Raw genomic sequence first — 16,367 nt, forward strand, 5'->3', positions numbered from 1 at the left:
CGGTCAGCCCCAGCGCGAGCGCGCCCTCGACCGCGCCCAGCCCGCCGGGAGTGGGCGCGGCCGAGCCGATGGCGTTGGCCGTGAGGTAGACGACGGCGACGGCGGTGAAGCTGATGTCACCGCCGAACGCCGCCACACAGGCGTCCAGGCAGACCACGAACGCGATGGTGATCATGAGCGTGCCCGCGCACGCCTCGACCATCTTGCGCGGCGACTGCAGCACGTCGAGCAGTCGCGGCAGCACGTTCGAGAAGAGCTTGCGCATCCGCGAGGTGACCATCCTGCGTAGCGGCGGCACCCCGAGCACCACCACGACCAGCACCGCCACGGCCAGCAGCACCAGGACGAGCCCGCGCGACGGCGTGAACGAGGTGTTGGTGTTGGAGCCGGTGATGTACGCGAACAGCAGCAGCAGCGCGATGTGGAAGACCAGCATGATGAGCTGCGAGGCGCCCACGCTGGCCACCGCGCTGGCCGGCGAGATGCCGCGTTTCTGCAGGTAGCGGGTGTTGATGGCGACGCCGCCCACGGCCGCGGGCGTGACGAGCTTGACGAACGAGGAGGCGAACTGCACGAGCACCGTGCGCCAGAGCGGCAGGTGCTCGGGCACGAACCCTCTCAGCATCAGCGCGGCCGCCACGAAGCTGACGAACGACGCGACCAGGGCGAGCCCCGACCAGGCCCAGTTGGCTGTGGTGACCACCTCGTAGACGTTGACCCGGCTGAGCTGGGAGAGCAGGAAGTACGCGGCCATCGTGCTGGCGATGATCGTGAACAGGGTGCGCGGCCTGAACCGCTCGAGGCGTACCTCCTCGACCTTGCCCTGCGGTTTGAGCGCGACGATCTGCTCGCGGATGCCGGGCAGCACGTGCTTGGCCTTCGACAGGGCCGCGCGGGTCTCCCGGGCCAGCGCGATCTGCTGGAGCAGCGGCATGGCGGCGGCCAGCGTGTCCGGGCCCATGGCGGCCGCCGCGGTCCGCACCGAGCGCTCGGGGCCCACCCGCAGCGCCAGGTAGGTGAGGAGCTGGGCGACGTCGAGCCTGAGCAGCAGGTCTCCGGCGGCGATCTCGCCGCTGCGCGCGTCGGTCAGCACGACGTGGCCCGCGCGGTCGAGGTGGATGCTGTCGCCGGTGAGGCGCCGGTGCGCCAGGCGCTGGACCTGCAGCAGCTCGACCTGTTCCCAGATCTGGGCGAGCAGGTCGTCGTCGATCTGCTCGTCGGGCACCTCGTCGAGCGGACGCGTCTCGATGTGCTCGTACGCGAGCAGCGCGGCCTCGGTGCCGATCTCGCTGGTGCCGAGCAGGCGGGGCGTGCTGACGCCGGCCGCCTGGGCCGCGTACGCCATGAGCGCCTCGCGTTCGAGCTCGGCCCGTAGCGACCTGATGGCCTTGCGCCGGGTCTCGGAGTTGAGCCTGATGCGCCGCCACAGCCGGTACGGCAGCCCGGCCACCTGCAGGTCGCGGTCGAGCACGGTGACGTCGAGGCCGGCGCCGTCCTTGAGCCCGATGGCGTAGCGGCGGCTGCCCTGGTGGTCGTCCTCGATGCGGCGGGCCGAGACCACCGGGAACGACAGCTTGCGCAGCGCCGCCACCACGGCGCTCCCCGGCGGCCTGGTGTTGGGGCTGCCGACGCCGTAGAGGGTGGCGTAGCCGATGGCCATGCCGACCAGCACGGTCACGATGGCGCTGGGCAGCGTGATCTGCCTGCCGGAGAAGAACGCGAGGATGTAGAGCGCGATCGTGGTCCACATCAGCATGCGCCACGTGGGCCGGCGCGAGATGCGGACGGCGGTGGCGTACGCGACGACCGAGGTGAGCAGCGTGTTCAGCGGCTCGATCGTCCTGTCGCCGGTCAGCAGCACCCGGAGATCGTCGGCGTTGCCCGCCACGAGCCACTGCCCGAGCAGGAACGATCCGGCCATGCCGACGATCGCGGCGATCAGCCCCTCCGCGACACGTAGACCGTCGCGGTGGAAGACCCGCTCGACCGCGAACGCCGCAGGCACGATGAGCACGGCCGCGCCGCCGAGGAACGCGGCGACCCTGCTGAGCAGGGGCACCAGCTGCGCGCCTTCCTTGACGTCCTGCTCGAGCCCGATGAGGGTCTGCTTCGCGACCAGCATGAGCAGGATGGCCGCGGCGAGCGTGATAAGCGTGGCGAAGAAGCGCAGCAGGTCGGAGGGGCGGCGCAGGCGCTGGGGCAGCAGCGGCTCTACGACGTAGATGTCGCTTTCCGCGCGTGACTCTGCCACGGCTGGATCCCCCTCCGTGAGGTCCTCCGTGTCATCTCGTTCCCTGATTTCGGCCACCGACAGAGATTCTGCACCTTCCCGGCCCGACCGTACGATCTCCAGATTTCCAGTCTGCTAAATCGTCCCCGTAGTCGTCGCACGGGGCAGGCTACACGGCTTTCCGTGTCTCTCGTCATCCCAGGTTCGGGACGTAGTCTGTGAGCCATGTCGGGTGAACTGAGGGTTTTGGGGGCATGTCCACTGGACTGCCCAGATACGTGCTCCTGGATCGTCACAGTGGAGAACGGCAAGGCCGTCAAACTACGCGGCAACCCCGACCAGCCCTACACCAGAGGCGCCCTCTGCGTGAAGGTCAACCGGTACCTGGAGCACACGCAGGCGGACGACCGCATCCTTTACCCGCTGCGCCGCACGGGGCCCAAGGGGTCCGGCCAGTTCGAGCGCATCACGTGGGACGAGGCGCTCGACGAGATCTCCGTACGGCTGCGCGGCATCGTCGAGGAGCACGGCGGCGAGGCCATCTGGCCCTACCTGGGCACGGGCACGCTCGGCTACCTGCAGGGCTGCGAGGGCGTGGCCGGGCGGCGGTTCTGGAACGTGCTCGGCGCCTCCAAGCACTGGCTCAACATCTGCTCGTCGGCCGGCAGCAGCGGCCTGGCCCGTACGAACGGCACCGCGGCCGGCATGGACCCGGAGAACTTCGCGCTGGCCAAGCTGATCCTGCTCTGGGGCACGAACACGCTGACCAGCGGCCACCATCTGTGGAAGTTCATCCAGGACGCGCGGGCGAACGGCGCGCACGTCGTGGCCATCGACCCGATCCGCACCAGGACGGCCGACCAGGCCGACGAGTACCTGGCGATCAGGCCGGGCACGGACGCGGCGCTCGCACTCGGGCTGCTCAACATCGTGCTGGCGGAGAACGCACAGGACGAGGAGTTCCTGGCCGAGCACACCGACGGCTGGGAGGGCTTCCATCAGGAAATCCTCAAATATCCGGTCGAGACTGTGGCCGAAATCACCGGCATCCCCGCCGAGGCCATCCACAGCCTGGGGATGCGGCTCGCTCACACCCGCCCCACCGCCATCCGCGCCACCCAGGGCCTCCAGCGCCACGAGGGCGGGGGCACCGCGCTGCGCACGATCGCGGCGATCCCCGGCGTCACCGGCGACTGGCGCCACCCCGGCGGCGGTATCGCGTACTCGACCAGCGGCCACGTCCACTTCGACATCGACACACGCGACGACCTGCTGGCCAAGCCGGTCCGCACCCTGGTCATGACCAAGCTGGCGTCTCAGCTCGACGACGTGAAGTGCCTGTGGGTGTACGCGGCCAACCCGGCGGGCTCGAGCCCCGACGCGAACGCGATCAGGCGGCAGCTCGCCCGTGAGGACCTGTTCACGGTGGTCATGGAGCAATTCCCGACCGACACCGTGGACTACGCCGACATCGTGCTGCCGGCGACCATGCAGACCGAGCACCATGACCTGCACGCCGGGTACGGACACCTTTACCTGCTGTGGAACGAGCCCGCCGTGCCGCCGCCCGGCGAGTGCCTGTCCACGACGGAGACGTTCCGGCGGCTGGCGGCGCACATGGGGATGACCGAGCCGTCGCTGTTCGACTCGGATCTGGAGCTGGCCGAAGAGCTGCTCTCCAGCGGGCATCCGTCGCTGGAGGGCGTCACGCTCGACCGGCTGCGCAAGGAGGGCTGGGTGCGGATGAACTACCCCGAGCCCTTCACGCCGTTCGCCGAAGGCTTCCCTACGCCGTCCGGCAAGCTGCGTTTCCCTCCGGCGGGCAAGGCGTACACGCCGCCCCACACGGCCCGTGCACGGGGGCGCTCGCCGTACCCGCTGGCGCTGGTCACGCCCGCCTCGCACACGTTCCTCAACACCACCTTCGGCAACAACCCCGAGCTGCGGCGGCGGGCCAAGGACCCGGTGGTGCTGGTCAATCCGGCCGACGCGGCGGCGCGCGGTCTGGAAGGCGGGCAGCGGGTACGCGTCCACAACGACGGCGGGGAGTTCCTGGCGGACGTGGAGATCAGCGACCGCGTGGCGCCCGGGGTGGTGGCCTCGCCGAAGGGCCGCTGGCCGAAGCTCACCCCAGGCGGCGCCAACCCGAACGCGGTCGTGGCGGAGCGGGACGGCGACATGGGCCGGGGCCCCGGCTTCCACGACAACCTGGTCGAGATCAGCCCTTGTGCCGCGCCATGAAGGCATCGATCTTGTCGAGCACCTGCTTCGAGTGAGGGCCGGTCAGCAGGGCCGAGGCGTGCAGGCTCTCCCCCGGGATGACCAGCAGCTCGTTGTCCGGGGCCTTGGTGGCGGCGTCGTGCGATCTCGTCAGGTCGTCGGCGCCGCCGTAACCGTCGTGCTCTGAGCCGATCTGGAGGAGCGGGACAGTCAGTTTGCCGGCGTTCTCCTGGCTGATCTGGCCTGAGACGGCCACAACGCCGGCCACCTTGGGGCCGAGCCGCAGGGCCGCGGGGACCGCGGTGGTGGCGCCGATCGAGCCGCCGAGCATGAAGACGCGTTCGACGCCCCGCTCCTTGAGCAGGCGCCGGGCCATGGCGACGGCGGTGTCCTCGGGCAGGGCCTGCGATGACCTGGTGTAGACGAGCACGCGGTAGTGGGGAGCGAGGCGGTCGAAGAGCGGGCGCCAGGAGCACACGGTGCCGCGGCGCTCGTAAGTGATCACCACGCCGACGGAGCCGGTGCCCCCGATGATCCCGGGCATGCTGCCGTCGTAGGTGAAGATCTTGCCGTCGTTCGCGTGGTAGCACCCTGACACGTTGGGGCCCGTGGGCGGCGGGGTGCTCGCCGAGACACTCTCACTGGGGACGCTCGTGCCGGGGACGGCGGGGCCAGTCGAAGCGGGGGCCGCCCCCGCGGTACCCCCGCTCCCGCACGCCGTCAGCGCCACCACGAGCCCCATGACACCGATGAACCCGCGCATGACTGTCCCCTTCCCGGCAGACTATGTCAGAACTGACATAGTTGTGGAAGCACTTTATCCTTGGGCGAACCATGACCTCAACGCTCGGATTCGCGATTCTCGCCGTGCTCGCGCGCGGCGACCGCACGGGATATGACCTCGCCGCGGCCATGCGGCGGCCGATCGGCTACTTCTGGACGGCCGGACACAGCCAGATCCACGCTGAGCTGCAGAAGCTGCGCGCGGGCGGGCTGGTCGGGTTCGAGGCCGAGCACGGGCCGGGGCCGCAGGGCAGGAAGGTCTACCACCTGACGGCCGAGGGCATGCGGGCGCTGCGGGAGTGGGTCACCGAGCCGCCGCGCGAGCGGCCGGAGCGAGACGAGCTGGTGCTGAAGACGTACGCGTCGTGGCTGGCCGAGCCGGAACTGGTCAGGCGGATGTTCGCCGACCAGCTCGCCGCGCACGAGGCGCGGCTGGCCGAGTACGAGCGGCAGGAGGCGTCATTCGACGGGCCGCCCGCGTTCGGCGATCCCCGATTCGGCAACTACGCGACGTTGCGGTGCGGACTGAGCTACGAGCGGCATCGGGCCGACTGGTGCCGGTGGATGCTGGCTCAGCTCAGCGAGAGCTTGTAGCCCACGTGGGAGGCCGTGAAGCCGAGGTTGTCGTAGAAGCGGTGCGCGTCCGTACGCGACTTGTCGGAGGTGAGCTGCACGATCGCACAGCCGCGCTCCCGCGCCCTGTCAATGGCCCACTCGATCATCCGGCGGCCGAGGCCCTGGCCGCGGGTGGAGGCGGCGACCCTGACGGCCTCGATCTGGCACCGCTCCGCGCCCAGCCGTGACAGCCCGGCCAGGTACGTGAGCTGCATGGTGCCGACCACCTCGCCGTCCTGCTCGGCCACGATCAGCTCGTCGTACGGGTTGGCGTCGATTCGCTCGAACGCCGCCAGGTAACGCTCGTCCTCCGGGTCTCCCTCGCGCGTGGCGCCGAGATGGTCGTCGGCGAGCATCGCCACGATCGCGGGCACGTCCTCCTTACGGGCGGGGCGGAAGAGCACTTTCTCTGTTTGCTGCATGTCCGAATGATGTCAGGGACAGCTCAGGGTCCGTCCCCGATGCCCCCGGGTGTCCGGAAAATGCAGCATGGATGACATGAACGAAATCAGCCGACGCGATGAGATCTCGCTGTCGGGCGCCGCACTCCGCGGCGCCCCTTGGAAGGCCGCCGCCATCGGCGGCGGCGCCGTTTCCGCGGCCAGCTTCGGCCTGGGCGTGCTCACGGGCGGTGGCGACCTGGTCTGGGCGCTGGGCCTGGGCATCAGCCTGTTCGCCCTGATCGCCGCCATCGGCGCGGTCGCCAAGCCGGACGAGGGCGACCGGGTGACCCGCCAGGCCAGGCTCTGGTCGTTGCGGCACCCGTGGAGGTTCTCCCTGTTGCCCGCGGGCATCACGGCCGTGCTGGACTATCCGGTGCAGCTCGTGCTCGACGGCGAGGGGGTCTTCGGCTCGGCCGTGCAGGCCCTGTGGCACGGCGCGCTGGTCTACCTGATCGCAGGCGTCCTGACGCTCGTCATGCAGGGCCGCGCCCGATCCGCCCAGTGAGTCAGCGCTGCGAAGTCAGCGCTGTGAGGTCAGCTCTGCGCTTCCCTCTCCGCCTGACTCCGGCACACGCAGAACTCGTTGCCCTCGGGGTCGAGCATGGTCACCCAGCCGGTGCCGTCGGGCTGCCGCCGGTCGTCGAAGACGGTCGCGCCCAGCCCGATCAGCCGCTCGACCTCCTGGTCACGGGTCCTGCCCTCGGTCCCGTTGACGTCGAGGTGCAGCCGGTTCTTCACGGTCTTGCCCTCGGGCACGCGGATGAACAGCAGGAACGGGTCCTGCTTGGTACGCAGCATGATCTCGTCGTCGCCCGGCTTGTCGCCCTCGCCGAGGGGCAGCCCGGTCGCCTTGCTCCACCAGCTGGCGATCTCGTACGGGTCGGCGGCGTCGATGGTGACGGCATGGATTTCAATCACGCAGCCACCTAAGCCGGGGGTGGCCCGCGCCGTCAAGCGAGTAGCCGCAGCCCGACGACCCCCATCAGGATCAGCGCGATCGAGATGAGGCGCGGCAACGAGACCTGGTCACCCATGGCGATCATGCCGAGCACCGCGGTGCCCGCCGCGCCGACGCCGGTCCAGACGGCGTACGCGGTGCCGACCTCGAGGGTTCTGAGCGCGTACGAGAGCAGACCGAAGCTCAGGACGGCCGTCACGAAGAACGACAGCGCCCACCACACATTGCTGAACCCGTTGCTGAGCTTGAGCGAAAGGGCCATGGCGACTTCGAAGACGCCGGCCAGCACGAGGACGATCCACGCCATGATCCGAACTCCCTTGAGACGAGGCTGTTGCGGATGCGTCGTCTTGGCGTTCCGGGTACGGCGCGTCTCGTCCGGGAGCTGTCAGCTCATCTACAAGAACACGGCGCTCAGTGGGGTCATTCCCACCAGATGGTGACCCACCGGTCGCGGGGCACCGGCCACATGCCCAGCGCCAGCACGGTATCCGCCACCTCCTGCGCCCTTGACGGGTCGAGGCACACCCGGCGGCACACGCTCCTCGCCAGCTCCTCCAGCGACGTGAATCGTTCCAGGGGCGCTTCCCGTTCCTCCACCTGGACCGCGTAGCCGAGTGCCGCCGCCAGCGCCACGCAGTCTTCGGCGATGGGCCGCACCGGCCGGTCCACCCCGTGGAAGTGCTCCCACAGCGGCGTCATCCAGCTCATGGGATGGCGGTGGGGCAACTCCAGCACCACCCGCCCCTGCGTGCGGGCGTCGAGGGCGCGCAGGAAGTCCGCCAGGTCGGGGACGTTGTAGACCACGTGCGCGGCGACGGCGGCGTCGACCACGGGCACCTGGTCGGCCACGTCGGGCCAGCGGCCCTCGATCGCCGTGAGCGGCACCCCGAGCTTCTCCGCCCTGGCCGCCAGCCCCTCCAGCATGGGCGCCGAGGAGTCGACCGCGTAGAGGTGGCCGATGCGCTCGTGCAGCGGCAGCGACGCCGCGCCTGGGCCCGAGCCGACGTCGAGCAGCGTGCCCTTGTCGGGCAGCGCCTCGGAGAGCCGGGTCATGGTGGGCCCGTCGTCGGGCTCGGCGAGCGCCCTGTCGGTACGGGCGCCGAACCGCTCGGGCGAGTGACCCCACGGATCAGCGGGAGCCTTGGCCATGATCTCGGCGGGGATGGCCCAGGATTCCAGTCGCTCTCGCCATCTGGCGGCGAGTTCTTCGGCGTCCATGGAGAGCAGCATGCCATGCATGGCCCGGGTTACCCGCGGGTAGCATTTCAGAGTAAGGTTACTCACCAGTACAGAAACCTCGGTTCAAGGAGATCGACACCCATGGGCCACTACAAGAGCAACGTTCGTGACCTGGAGTTCAACCTCTTCGAGGTGTTCGGGAGGCGCGAGATCCTCGGCACAGGGCCCTTCGCGGATGTGGACGAGGACGTTGCCCGCGGCATCCTGGACGAGCTCAACAGGCTGTCCACCGGTGTCCTCGCCGACTCCTTCGAGGAGGGCGACAGGCACCCGCCCGTGTTCGACGCGGCGACCGGCTCCGTGACGGTTCCCGAGGGCTTCAAGAAGTCGTTCAAGGCGCTGGTCGACGGCGGCTGGGCGAGCCTCGACCTGCCCGCCGAGCTCGGTGGCCCGGGCATCCCGAGGAGCCTGGCCTGGGCCGCGGCCGAGCTGGTGCTCGGCTCGAACCCGGCGCTCTACATGTACGCGGCGGGCCCCAACTTCGCCTACACGCTCTGGAAGGTCGGCACGCCGGAGCAGAAGCGCTTCGCCGAGCTCGCCATCGAGCGCAACTGGGGCGCCACGATGGTGCTCACCGAGCCGGACGCCGGATCCGACGTGGGCGCCGGGCGTACCAAGGCGGTGCGGCAGGAGGACGGCAGCTGGCACATCGAGGGCGTCAAGCGCTTCATCACCAGCGCCGAGCACGACATGGCCGAGAACATCTTCCACCTCGTGCTGGCCCGCCCCGAGGGCCACGGTCCCGGCACCAAGGGGCTGTCGATGTTCCTGGTGCCGAAGTTCCTCGTGGACGTGGAGACCGGCGAGCTCGGCGAGCGCAACGGCGCCTATGTCACGAACGTCGAGAAGAAGATGGGCCTGAAGGTCTCCACCACGTGCGAGCTGACCTTCGGCGACAAGCACCCGGCGATCGGCTACCTCGTGGGCGACGTGCACGAGGGCATCAGGCAGATGTTCATGGTGATCGAGCACGCCCGCATGATGGTCGGCACCAAGGCCATCGCCACGCTCTCCACCGGCTACCTGAACGCGCTGGAGTACGCCAAGGCACGCGCGCAGGGCGCGGACCTGACCCGGACGGCCGACAAGAGCGCCCCGCGCGTGACCGTGACGCACCACCCCGACGTGCGGCGCGAGCTCATGCTGCAGAAGTCGTACGCCGAGGGCATGCGGGCCCTGGTGCTCTACACGGCCACGTTCCAGGACACCCTGCTCGTCAACCCGGACGACCGGCACGCCCACGACATGAACGACCTGCTGCTGCCCATCGTCAAGGGCGTGGGCTCCGAGCGGTCGTACGAACTGCTCTCCCGCTCGCTGCAGACCCTCGGCGGCTCGGGCTACCTGCAGGACTACCCGATCGAGCAGTACATCCGCGACGCCAAGATCGACTCCCTGTACGAGGGCACGACCGCGATCCAGGGCCTCGACCTGTTCTTCAGGAAGATCCTGCGCAACCAGGGCGCCGCGGTCGGGTCGCTGCTGGCCGAGATCGGCGAGTTCGCCGGCTCGGAGGCGGGCAACGGCCGGCTGAAGGAGGAGCGCAAGCTGCTCGCCGAAGCCGCCGCCGAGGTCAAGGCCATGGGCGACACCATGGCCGGCTGGGCGCTGTCCTCGCTGGAGACGCCGGCCGAGGTGTACAAGGTCGGGCTGAACACCACCAGGCTCCTGCTCGCACTGGGCGACCTGGTGATCGGCTGGCTGCTGCTGCGCCAGGCCGAGGTGGCGCTGGAGAAGCTCGCCGAGGGCGAGGACCCGTTCTACCTGGGCAAGGTCGCGGCGGCCTCGTTCTTCGCCAAGACCGTCCTGCCCCGGCTGGCGGCCGAGCGGCGCGTGGTCGACTCCACCGGCCAGGAGCTCATGGAGCTTCCCGAGGAGGCCTTCTAGGGGTCCCCTGCCGCGACGGGGCCCGTACGGGTACCGTCGCGGCATGAGCTCGAGCAGTCACGACCACCCCCTGCCGCCTCCCCGGGTCCAGGAGGTGTCCGACGGCGTCTACGCCTACATCCAGCCCGACGGAAGCTGGTGGATCAACAACACCGGCTTCCTGGCCGGGCGGCGCGGCGTGATCTGTGTCGACGCCTGCTCGACCGAGCGCCGTACGCGGGCGTTCCGCGAGGCCATCGGCAAGGTCACCGACCGGCCGATCACCACGCTGATCAACACCCACCACCACGGCGACCACACGTTCGGCAACTGGCTCTTCCCTGAGGCCACGATCGTCGGCCACGAGGGCGTGCGCGAGCAGGTCCTGGCCGACGGTGTCCCGGCCTACCGCGCCGCGTGGTCGCCCGAGGTGGACTGGGGCGAGATGGAGGTGGCGCCGCCCTTCCTCACCTTCACCGACCGGATCACCGTGTACTCCGACGACCTGCCGTGCGAGGTCAGGCACGTCGGCCACGCCGCCCACACCACGAACGACTCGTACGTGTGGATTCCCGAGCGGCGGCTGCTGTTCTCCGGCGACCTCGTGTTCAACGGCGGCACGCCGTTCGTGCTGATGGGCTCGGTGACCGGGGCGCTGGACGCCCTCGACCAGCTCAGGGAGCTGGGGGCGGAGATGATCGTGCCGGGGCACGGAGGGGTGTGCGGGCCGGAGGTGTACGACCGGGTGGAGGGCTACCTGCGGTTCGTACAGGAGGTAGCCGAGCGCGGCCGGGCGGCGGGGCTGTCGCCTCTGGACGCGGCCAGGGAGGCCGACCTGGGCGAGTGGGGCGGGCTGCTCGACTCCGAGCGCATCGTGGGCAACCTGCACCGCGCGTACGCCGAGCTCGACGGGCAGCCCCTCGGCGCCCCGATCGACCTGGTCGCCGCCGTGCTCGACATGATCACCTACAACGGCGGCCAGCCGCTGTCGTGCCTCGCCTGAGAAGCCACGGGTGTGATCACCGATAGCCGGGTATGACCGTGGCTGTACTCGCCGTTTGCGTGGAGGTCGTCATGGGTGTCGGGGTCAGCATCTTTTTCCTCACGCTTGGCGCCATCCTGAGGTTCGCGATCGAGCCCGATGTGTTCGGCAAGAGTGTCCACATGGACGTCGTCGGGCTCATCTTCATGATCGTCGGCGGCATCGGCGTGGTGCTGAGCATCGTGCTGGCCCCCAGGAGGGGGCGCACGTCCGATGACAGGCTGATGCGCCGCGAGAACAACCCGCCGGAGATCTAGAGGCTCAGCTGCACCGCGGCGCGCGAGGCCACGATCGGCTTGATGTACTGGGCGATCACCGCCTGATGCTGCGGGTGGTCGCGGTAGACCAGGTAGTCGTCGACGCTGTCGAAGTCGGCCACGATCCCGTAGTCGTGGTTGCCCTGGTTGATGCCCGCGTCGGCGCCCACCGTGTAGGAGCGGAGCTGGGGAATGACGCCGGGCAGCTTGCGCAGCTCGGCCGTCACCGTCTCCTTCTGCTCGTCGGTGGCGGCGTCGGCCCAGGTGAACAGCACGATGTGGCGAATCATGCGATCAATCTTATCGGCGGTGTATCAAACCGGTCCGACGTGACTCTGTACGTGGTGGGTGCGGGTGTCCCGGGCCTACGGCGATCGCCGGGGGAGGGGTCCTCCCGGCGGTCGCCGTGGTTCTTGCCCGGTTAGCTCCAGGCCAGCATGTGCAGCGGGTCCTCCAGCATGGCGCCCACGTCGCGCAGGAAGAGCGAGCCCAGCTCGCCGTCCACGATGCGATGGTCGAACGAGAGGGCGAGGGTCGTCACCTTGCGTACCGCCAGTTCGCCGTCCACCACCCATGGCATGTCCCTGACCTGGCCGAAGGCCAGGATGGCCGCCTCGCCGGGGTTCAGGATCGGGGTGCCGGCGTCGATGCCGAAGACGCCCACGTTGGTGATGGTGAAGGTGCCGCCCGCCATCTCGGCCGGCTGGGTGCGGCCTGCCCTGGCCGTCTCCGTGAGCTGGGCCAGCTGCTTGGCCAGGTCGGGGAGCGACAGGGCGTGGGCGTCCTTGACGTTGGGCACCACCAGGCCCCTGGGGGTGGCTGCGGCTATCCCCAGGTTGACGTAGCGCTTGACCACGATCTCCTGGGCCGCCTCGTCCCACGATGAGTTGATCATTGGGTGGCGCTTGATGGCGGTGAGCACCGCCTTGGCCACCAGGAGCAGCGGGGAGACCTTGACCTCCGCGAAGTCCTGGAAGGTGCGCAGGCGCTGGACCGTCTCCATGGTGTTCGTCATGTCGAGCTGGAGGAACTCGGTGACGTGGGGGGCGGTGAAGGCGCTGGCGACCATGGCCTGGGCGGTCATCTTGCGCACGCCCTTGATGGGGATGCGCTCCTCCGGCCGCTCAGTTACCGCCACGGCCTCTACTGCCACGGCCTCCTCGGTCTCCGCCGCTGCGTGGACGTCCTCGCGGGTGATGGAGCCCTGGGGGCCGGTGCCGTTGATGCCGGCCAGGTCTATGCCGAGATCCTTGGCCAGCTTCCGGACCGGTGGCTTGGCCAGGACGGAGATCCGGTTGACGTCCGTGCGGGTCGCACCGCCCTCCGCCGTACCGCGTCCCGCCGGCCCGGCGCCGGAAGTGGTGGCGGTGGGCGGAGTCGTGGCGGGCGGTGGCGTGGGGGCCGGGGCCTGGCGGCCGTCCACCTCCACGCGGGACGGGCCGGCCGGGACGCCGGTCGCCTGGCGCTTGCGGGGGCGGCGCTTGGTGGCGCCGGTCTTCACGCCGTAGCCGACCAGGACCGCCTGGCGCTCCTCCTTGGGGGCAGGGCTGCCGTGGGCGCCCGGCTCGACGGCTCCTTCCGCCGGCGGCTTGGGCACCATGTCGTCGGCCAGCGCCTTGACCTCCTCCGAGGCGCCCGCCTCGGAGGTGTCGACGGCGATGATGGGGGCGCCGACGTCGACCGTCTGGCCCTCGTCGGCCAACAGGTCCGTCACCGCCCCGTCCCATGGGATCGGCAGCTCGACGATCGACTTGGCCGTCTCGATCTCCACGACGATCTGGTTGACCTTGACCGGGTCACCCGCCTTGACGTGCCAGCGGACGATCTCGGCCTCCGTCAGCCCCTCACCGACGTCGGGGAGCTTGAACTCGCGTCGCATGACAACCCCCCTCAGTACCCGAATGCCCGGTCGACGGCGTCGAGCACCCGGTCCAGGTCGGGCAGGTAGTGCTCCTCCAGCCGTGACGGAGGGTAGGGAGTGGAGAAGCCACCGGCCCGGAGCACCGGCGACTCCAGGTGGTAGAAGCACTGCTCCGTGATCCTGGCCGCCAGCTCGGCCCCGAACCCGCTGTTGACCGGGGCCTCGTGGACGACCACCACCCGCCCGGTACGGCGGACGGAGTCCATCACGAGCGGTTCGTCCAGCGGGTTGAGCGAGCGCAGGTCGACCACCTCGAGCGAGCGGCCGTCGTCCTCGGCGGCCTTGGCCGCCTCCAGGCAGGTCTTGACCATGGGACCGTAGGCCAGCAACGTGACGTCGGTCCCCGGGCGGACGACCTTGGCGGCGTGCAGCGACGGCCACCAGTCGGTGGAGGAGGTGTCGATGTCGGCCTTCTCCCAGTAGCGACGCTTGGGCTCGAAGAAGATCACCGGGTCGTCGCTGCGGATGGCCTGCTGGATCATGGTGTAGGCGTCGGCCGGGTTGGAGCAGGCCACGACGCGCAGCCCGGCGGTGTGGGTGAAGTACGCCTCGGGCGACTCGCTGTGGTGCTCGACCGCGCCGATGCCGCCGCCGCACGGGATGCGTACGACCACGGGGAGTTTGATCGCGCCCAGCGAGCGCATCGGCATCTTGGCGAGCTGCGTGATGATCTGGTCGGCGGCCGGGAAGACGAACCCGTCGAACTGGATCTCGCACACCGGCCGGTAGCCGCGCAGCGCCAGCCCGATCGCGGTGCCGATGATGCCCGACTCGGCCAGCGGCGTGTCGATGACGCGGTCCTCGCCGAAGTCCTTCTGCAGGCCGTCCGTGACACGGAAGACGCCGCCCAGCTTGCCGACGTCCTCGCCCATGATGAGAACCTTGGGATCGTCCTCCATGGCCTTGCGCATGCCCTCGTTGAGCGCCTTCGACAAGCTCAAAATCGTCATGACGCCTCCTTCGTCGGCCTCATGACAGTCATGCTGTGTTTATTGGTGCCTTCGCTTCGCTCAGTCACGGAACCCCTCCAGGTACGCGGCGAACTGGGCTCGCTCCTGGTCGATCAGGGCGTGGGGCTCGCGGTAGACGTGGTCGAAGATGTCGAGCGGGCCGGGGTCGGGCATGGCCAGGCAGCGCCTGCGCAGGTCGGCTCCGAGCTGGTCGGCCTCGGCGTCGACGGAGTCGAAGAACGCCTGGTCGGCGTGCTCGTTCTTGAAGAGGTACGACCTGACCCGCTCGATCGGGTCCTTGAGCTTCCACGCCTCCAGCTCGCTGGCCACGCGGTAGCGCGTCGGATCGTCGGTGGTGGTGTGGGCGCCCATCCGGTACGTGAACGCCTCGATGAGCGTGGGCCCCTGGCCGGTGCGGGCGGCCTCCAGGGCCTTCCTGGTCACCGCCAGGCAGGCGAACACGTCGTTGCCGTCCACCCTGATCCCGGGGAAGCCGAAGCCCGAGGCACGGCGGTAGAGCGGGATGCGGGTCTGCTTCTCCAGGGGCTCGGAGATGGCCCACTGGTTGTTCTGGCAGAAGAACACGATCGGCGCGTTGAACACACTGGCCCAGATGAACGACTCGTTCACGTCGCCCTGCGAGGTGGCCCCGTCGCCGAAATAGACGATCGTGGCGGCGTTCGCGTCGTCGCGCTGGATGCCCATGGCGTAACCGACCGCGTGGAGGGTCTGGCTGCCGATCACGATCGTGTAGAGGTGGAAGTTGTGCTCCTTGGGGTCCCAGCCCCCGTGGTTCACGCCTCTGAACAGGCCCAGCAGCTTCACCGGGTCCACGTCGCGGCACCACGCCACACCGTGCTCACGGTAGGTGGGGAAGGCCATGTCGGCATCGGTCAACGCGCGGCCCGAGCCGATCTGGGCCGCCTCCTGGCCCAGCAGCGAGGCCCAGATGCCCAGCTCACCCTGGCGCTGCAGCGCCACGGCCTCCAGGTCGATGCGCCGGACGAGGACCAGGTCGCGGTAGAGCGATCGGACTTCCTCGTCGGTCAGGTCGATGTCGTAGTCGGGGTGCTCGACCCGCTCGCCCTCGGGGGTGAGCAGCTGGACGAGCTCCGGAGGTGCGGTAGCACCCTGAGAGGCTTCGGCTGTCATGCCACTCCTGTGCATCGTCGGGGCAGGTCTCGATGGGGTTGCCACCTTAGGCCAGCCGTCCATGCGAAGAACCATCTGGTGGTGGTTCGTACGCGTTTGGGGCCATGGTGGCAGACATCACAACCCTCCGCGCAAGCCCCATGCCCTCCCCGTTCCCGTTGTGTCGTCAGCCACACGCGCCGGTAGGCTGTGCTTCCCAGTCACCCACCGCATCCAGGAGGAACGCAGTGGCCCGCGTCATCGTGGACGTCATGTTGAAGCCCGAGATCCTCGACCCGCAGGGCCAGGCGATCGCCAGGGCGCTGCCCAGGCTCGGCTTCTCCGGCGTGGCGGCCGTGCGCCAGGGCAAGCGCTTCGAGATCGAGCTCGACGGCCCCGCCGACGAGACGGCGCTCGGCGAGGTCCGTAAGATGGCCGAGACCCTGCTGGCCAACACCGTGATCGAGGACTACAGCGTCCGGGTTGAGGAGTAAGGGAGATTAGGTCCCTGGATTTCCCCCTGGCCGGTTAAAGCCCGGTTCGGACATGCCACAATGCCACGGGCATGCCAACACTAAATAACAACAGGGTGATTTTGCGGTTAGCCCCGTTTTCACAGGGAAACCTACTCCAGGTGACATTCTGGCGCCCGGAGGAGTCCGGTGGATATTGAGTTCTCGTTGGCACTGCCTCGGGATGCGATCGGCAT

General features: G+C 69.3%; 17 protein-coding genes and 1 riboswitch. Of the genes, 7 read left to right on the top strand and 10 right to left on the bottom strand.

The genetic code is table 11. The annotated features are described in order from the left end of the window. Positions 1 to 2,251: lysylphosphatidylglycerol synthase transmembrane domain-containing protein (locus AB0J09_RS03860; protein ID WP_360684640.1), on the bottom strand; the 2,251-nt coding region annotated here is incomplete at its 3' end. Positions 2,252 to 2,455: 204 nt separating this feature from the next. Here AB0J09_RS03860 and AB0J09_RS03865 point away from each other — a divergent pair. Beyond that, positions 2,456 to 4,471, top strand: coding sequence for a molybdopterin oxidoreductase family protein (locus AB0J09_RS03865; RefSeq protein WP_360684643.1), 2,016 nt, complete (start codon positions 2,456 to 2,458; stop codon positions 4,469 to 4,471). On the opposite strand, the gene AB0J09_RS03870 is transcribed toward AB0J09_RS03865, so the two are convergent. Further along, a complete protein-coding gene (locus AB0J09_RS03870; RefSeq protein ID WP_360684646.1) occupies positions 4,449 to 5,213 on the bottom strand; it encodes a hypothetical protein in 765 nt (254 codons plus the stop codon). The genes AB0J09_RS03865 and AB0J09_RS03870 overlap by 23 nt on opposite strands. A 71-nt stretch (positions 5,214 to 5,284) precedes the next feature. Here AB0J09_RS03870 and AB0J09_RS03875 point away from each other — a divergent pair, with 71 nt between their 5' ends. After that, positions 5,285 to 5,827, top strand: coding sequence for a helix-turn-helix transcriptional regulator (locus AB0J09_RS03875; RefSeq protein WP_360684649.1), 543 nt, complete (start codon positions 5,285 to 5,287; stop codon positions 5,825 to 5,827). Here the strand turns inward: AB0J09_RS03875 and AB0J09_RS03880 are convergent. Further along, the gene (locus AB0J09_RS03880) at positions 5,806 to 6,270 is read right to left on the bottom strand and encodes a GNAT family N-acetyltransferase (protein ID WP_360684652.1); all 465 of its coding nucleotides are present in this window, start codon (positions 6,268 to 6,270) and stop codon (positions 5,806 to 5,808) included. The genes AB0J09_RS03875 and AB0J09_RS03880 overlap by 22 nt on opposite strands. Before the next feature lie 76 nt (positions 6,271 to 6,346). On the opposite strand from AB0J09_RS03880, the gene AB0J09_RS03885 reads away from it, so the two are divergent. Then, positions 6,347 to 6,796, top strand: coding sequence for a hypothetical protein (locus AB0J09_RS03885; protein ID WP_360684655.1), 450 nt, complete (start codon positions 6,347 to 6,349; stop codon positions 6,794 to 6,796). 29 nt (positions 6,797 to 6,825) lie between these two features. Here the strand turns inward: AB0J09_RS03885 and AB0J09_RS03890 are convergent, their stop codons facing one another. The 3 genes from AB0J09_RS03890 to AB0J09_RS03900 form a co-directional block, all read right to left on the bottom strand. Beyond that, positions 6,826 to 7,209, bottom strand: a complete 384-nt coding sequence (locus AB0J09_RS03890) for a VOC family protein (RefSeq protein ID WP_360684658.1) — start codon at positions 7,207 to 7,209, stop codon at positions 6,826 to 6,828. A 32-nt stretch (positions 7,210 to 7,241) separates the two neighbouring features. Next, the gene (locus tag AB0J09_RS03895; protein WP_360684661.1) at positions 7,242 to 7,556 is read right to left on the bottom strand and encodes a multidrug efflux SMR transporter; all 315 of its coding nucleotides are present in this window, start codon (positions 7,554 to 7,556) and stop codon (positions 7,242 to 7,244) included. 32 nt (positions 7,557 to 7,588) lie between these two features. Beyond that, positions 7,589 to 7,647: riboswitch (guanidine-III (ykkC-III) riboswitch) on the bottom strand. Between the two features lie 25 nt (positions 7,648 to 7,672). Then, positions 7,673 to 8,470 carry a methyltransferase domain-containing protein gene (locus tag AB0J09_RS03900; RefSeq protein WP_360684664.1) on the bottom strand — a complete coding sequence of 266 codons (798 nt, stop codon included), beginning with the start codon at positions 8,468 to 8,470 and terminating at the stop codon, positions 7,673 to 7,675. A 102-nt stretch (positions 8,471 to 8,572) separates the two neighbouring features. Here AB0J09_RS03900 and AB0J09_RS03905 point away from each other — a divergent pair, with 102 nt between their 5' ends. From AB0J09_RS03905 to AB0J09_RS03915, 3 genes are all read left to right on the top strand, one after another. Then, on the top strand, positions 8,573 to 10,378 hold the full coding sequence (locus AB0J09_RS03905; protein WP_360684667.1) for an acyl-CoA dehydrogenase: 1,806 nt from the start codon (positions 8,573 to 8,575) through the stop codon (positions 10,376 to 10,378). Positions 10,379 to 10,421: 43 nt separating this feature from the next. After that, positions 10,422 to 11,360 carry an MBL fold metallo-hydrolase gene (locus AB0J09_RS03910; protein ID WP_360684670.1) on the top strand — a complete coding sequence of 313 codons (939 nt, stop codon included), beginning with the start codon at positions 10,422 to 10,424 and terminating at the stop codon, positions 11,358 to 11,360. A gap of 71 nt (positions 11,361 to 11,431) precedes the next feature. Beyond that, complete coding sequence (locus tag AB0J09_RS03915) at positions 11,432 to 11,656, top strand: hypothetical protein (protein WP_349454212.1); 225 nt, start codon at positions 11,432 to 11,434, stop codon at positions 11,654 to 11,656. On the opposite strand, the gene AB0J09_RS03920 is transcribed toward AB0J09_RS03915, so the two are convergent. The 4 genes from AB0J09_RS03920 to pdhA form a co-directional block, all read right to left on the bottom strand. Continuing rightward, a complete protein-coding gene (locus AB0J09_RS03920) occupies positions 11,653 to 11,946 on the bottom strand; it encodes a Dabb family protein (RefSeq protein WP_360684673.1) in 294 nt (97 codons plus the stop codon). The two genes, AB0J09_RS03915 and AB0J09_RS03920, sit on opposite strands and share 4 nt — an antisense overlap. A 131-nt stretch (positions 11,947 to 12,077) precedes the next feature. Further along, positions 12,078 to 13,535 carry a dihydrolipoamide acetyltransferase family protein gene (locus tag AB0J09_RS03925; protein WP_360684676.1) on the bottom strand — a complete coding sequence of 486 codons (1,458 nt, stop codon included), beginning with the start codon at positions 13,533 to 13,535 and terminating at the stop codon, positions 12,078 to 12,080. Between the two features lie 11 nt (positions 13,536 to 13,546). Beyond that, entirely contained in the window at positions 13,547 to 14,527 is a 981-nt protein-coding gene (locus tag AB0J09_RS03930; RefSeq protein WP_360684679.1) for an alpha-ketoacid dehydrogenase subunit beta, read from the bottom strand. A gap of 60 nt (positions 14,528 to 14,587) precedes the next feature. Then, on the bottom strand, positions 14,588 to 15,679 hold the full coding sequence (gene pdhA, locus AB0J09_RS03935; protein ID WP_360684682.1) for a pyruvate dehydrogenase (acetyl-transferring) E1 component subunit alpha: 1,092 nt from the start codon (positions 15,677 to 15,679) through the stop codon (positions 14,588 to 14,590). Between the two features lie 227 nt (positions 15,680 to 15,906). On the opposite strand from pdhA, the gene purS reads away from it, so the two are divergent. Continuing rightward, a complete protein-coding gene (gene purS / locus AB0J09_RS03940; protein ID WP_360684685.1) occupies positions 15,907 to 16,152 on the top strand; it encodes a phosphoribosylformylglycinamidine synthase subunit PurS in 246 nt (81 codons plus the stop codon). Positions 16,153 to 16,367: the final 215 nt, after the last annotated feature.

The organism is Nonomuraea sp. NPDC049784 (genome assembly GCF_040659615.1).
GTDB lineage: Bacteria > Actinomycetota > Actinomycetes > Streptosporangiales > Streptosporangiaceae > Nonomuraea.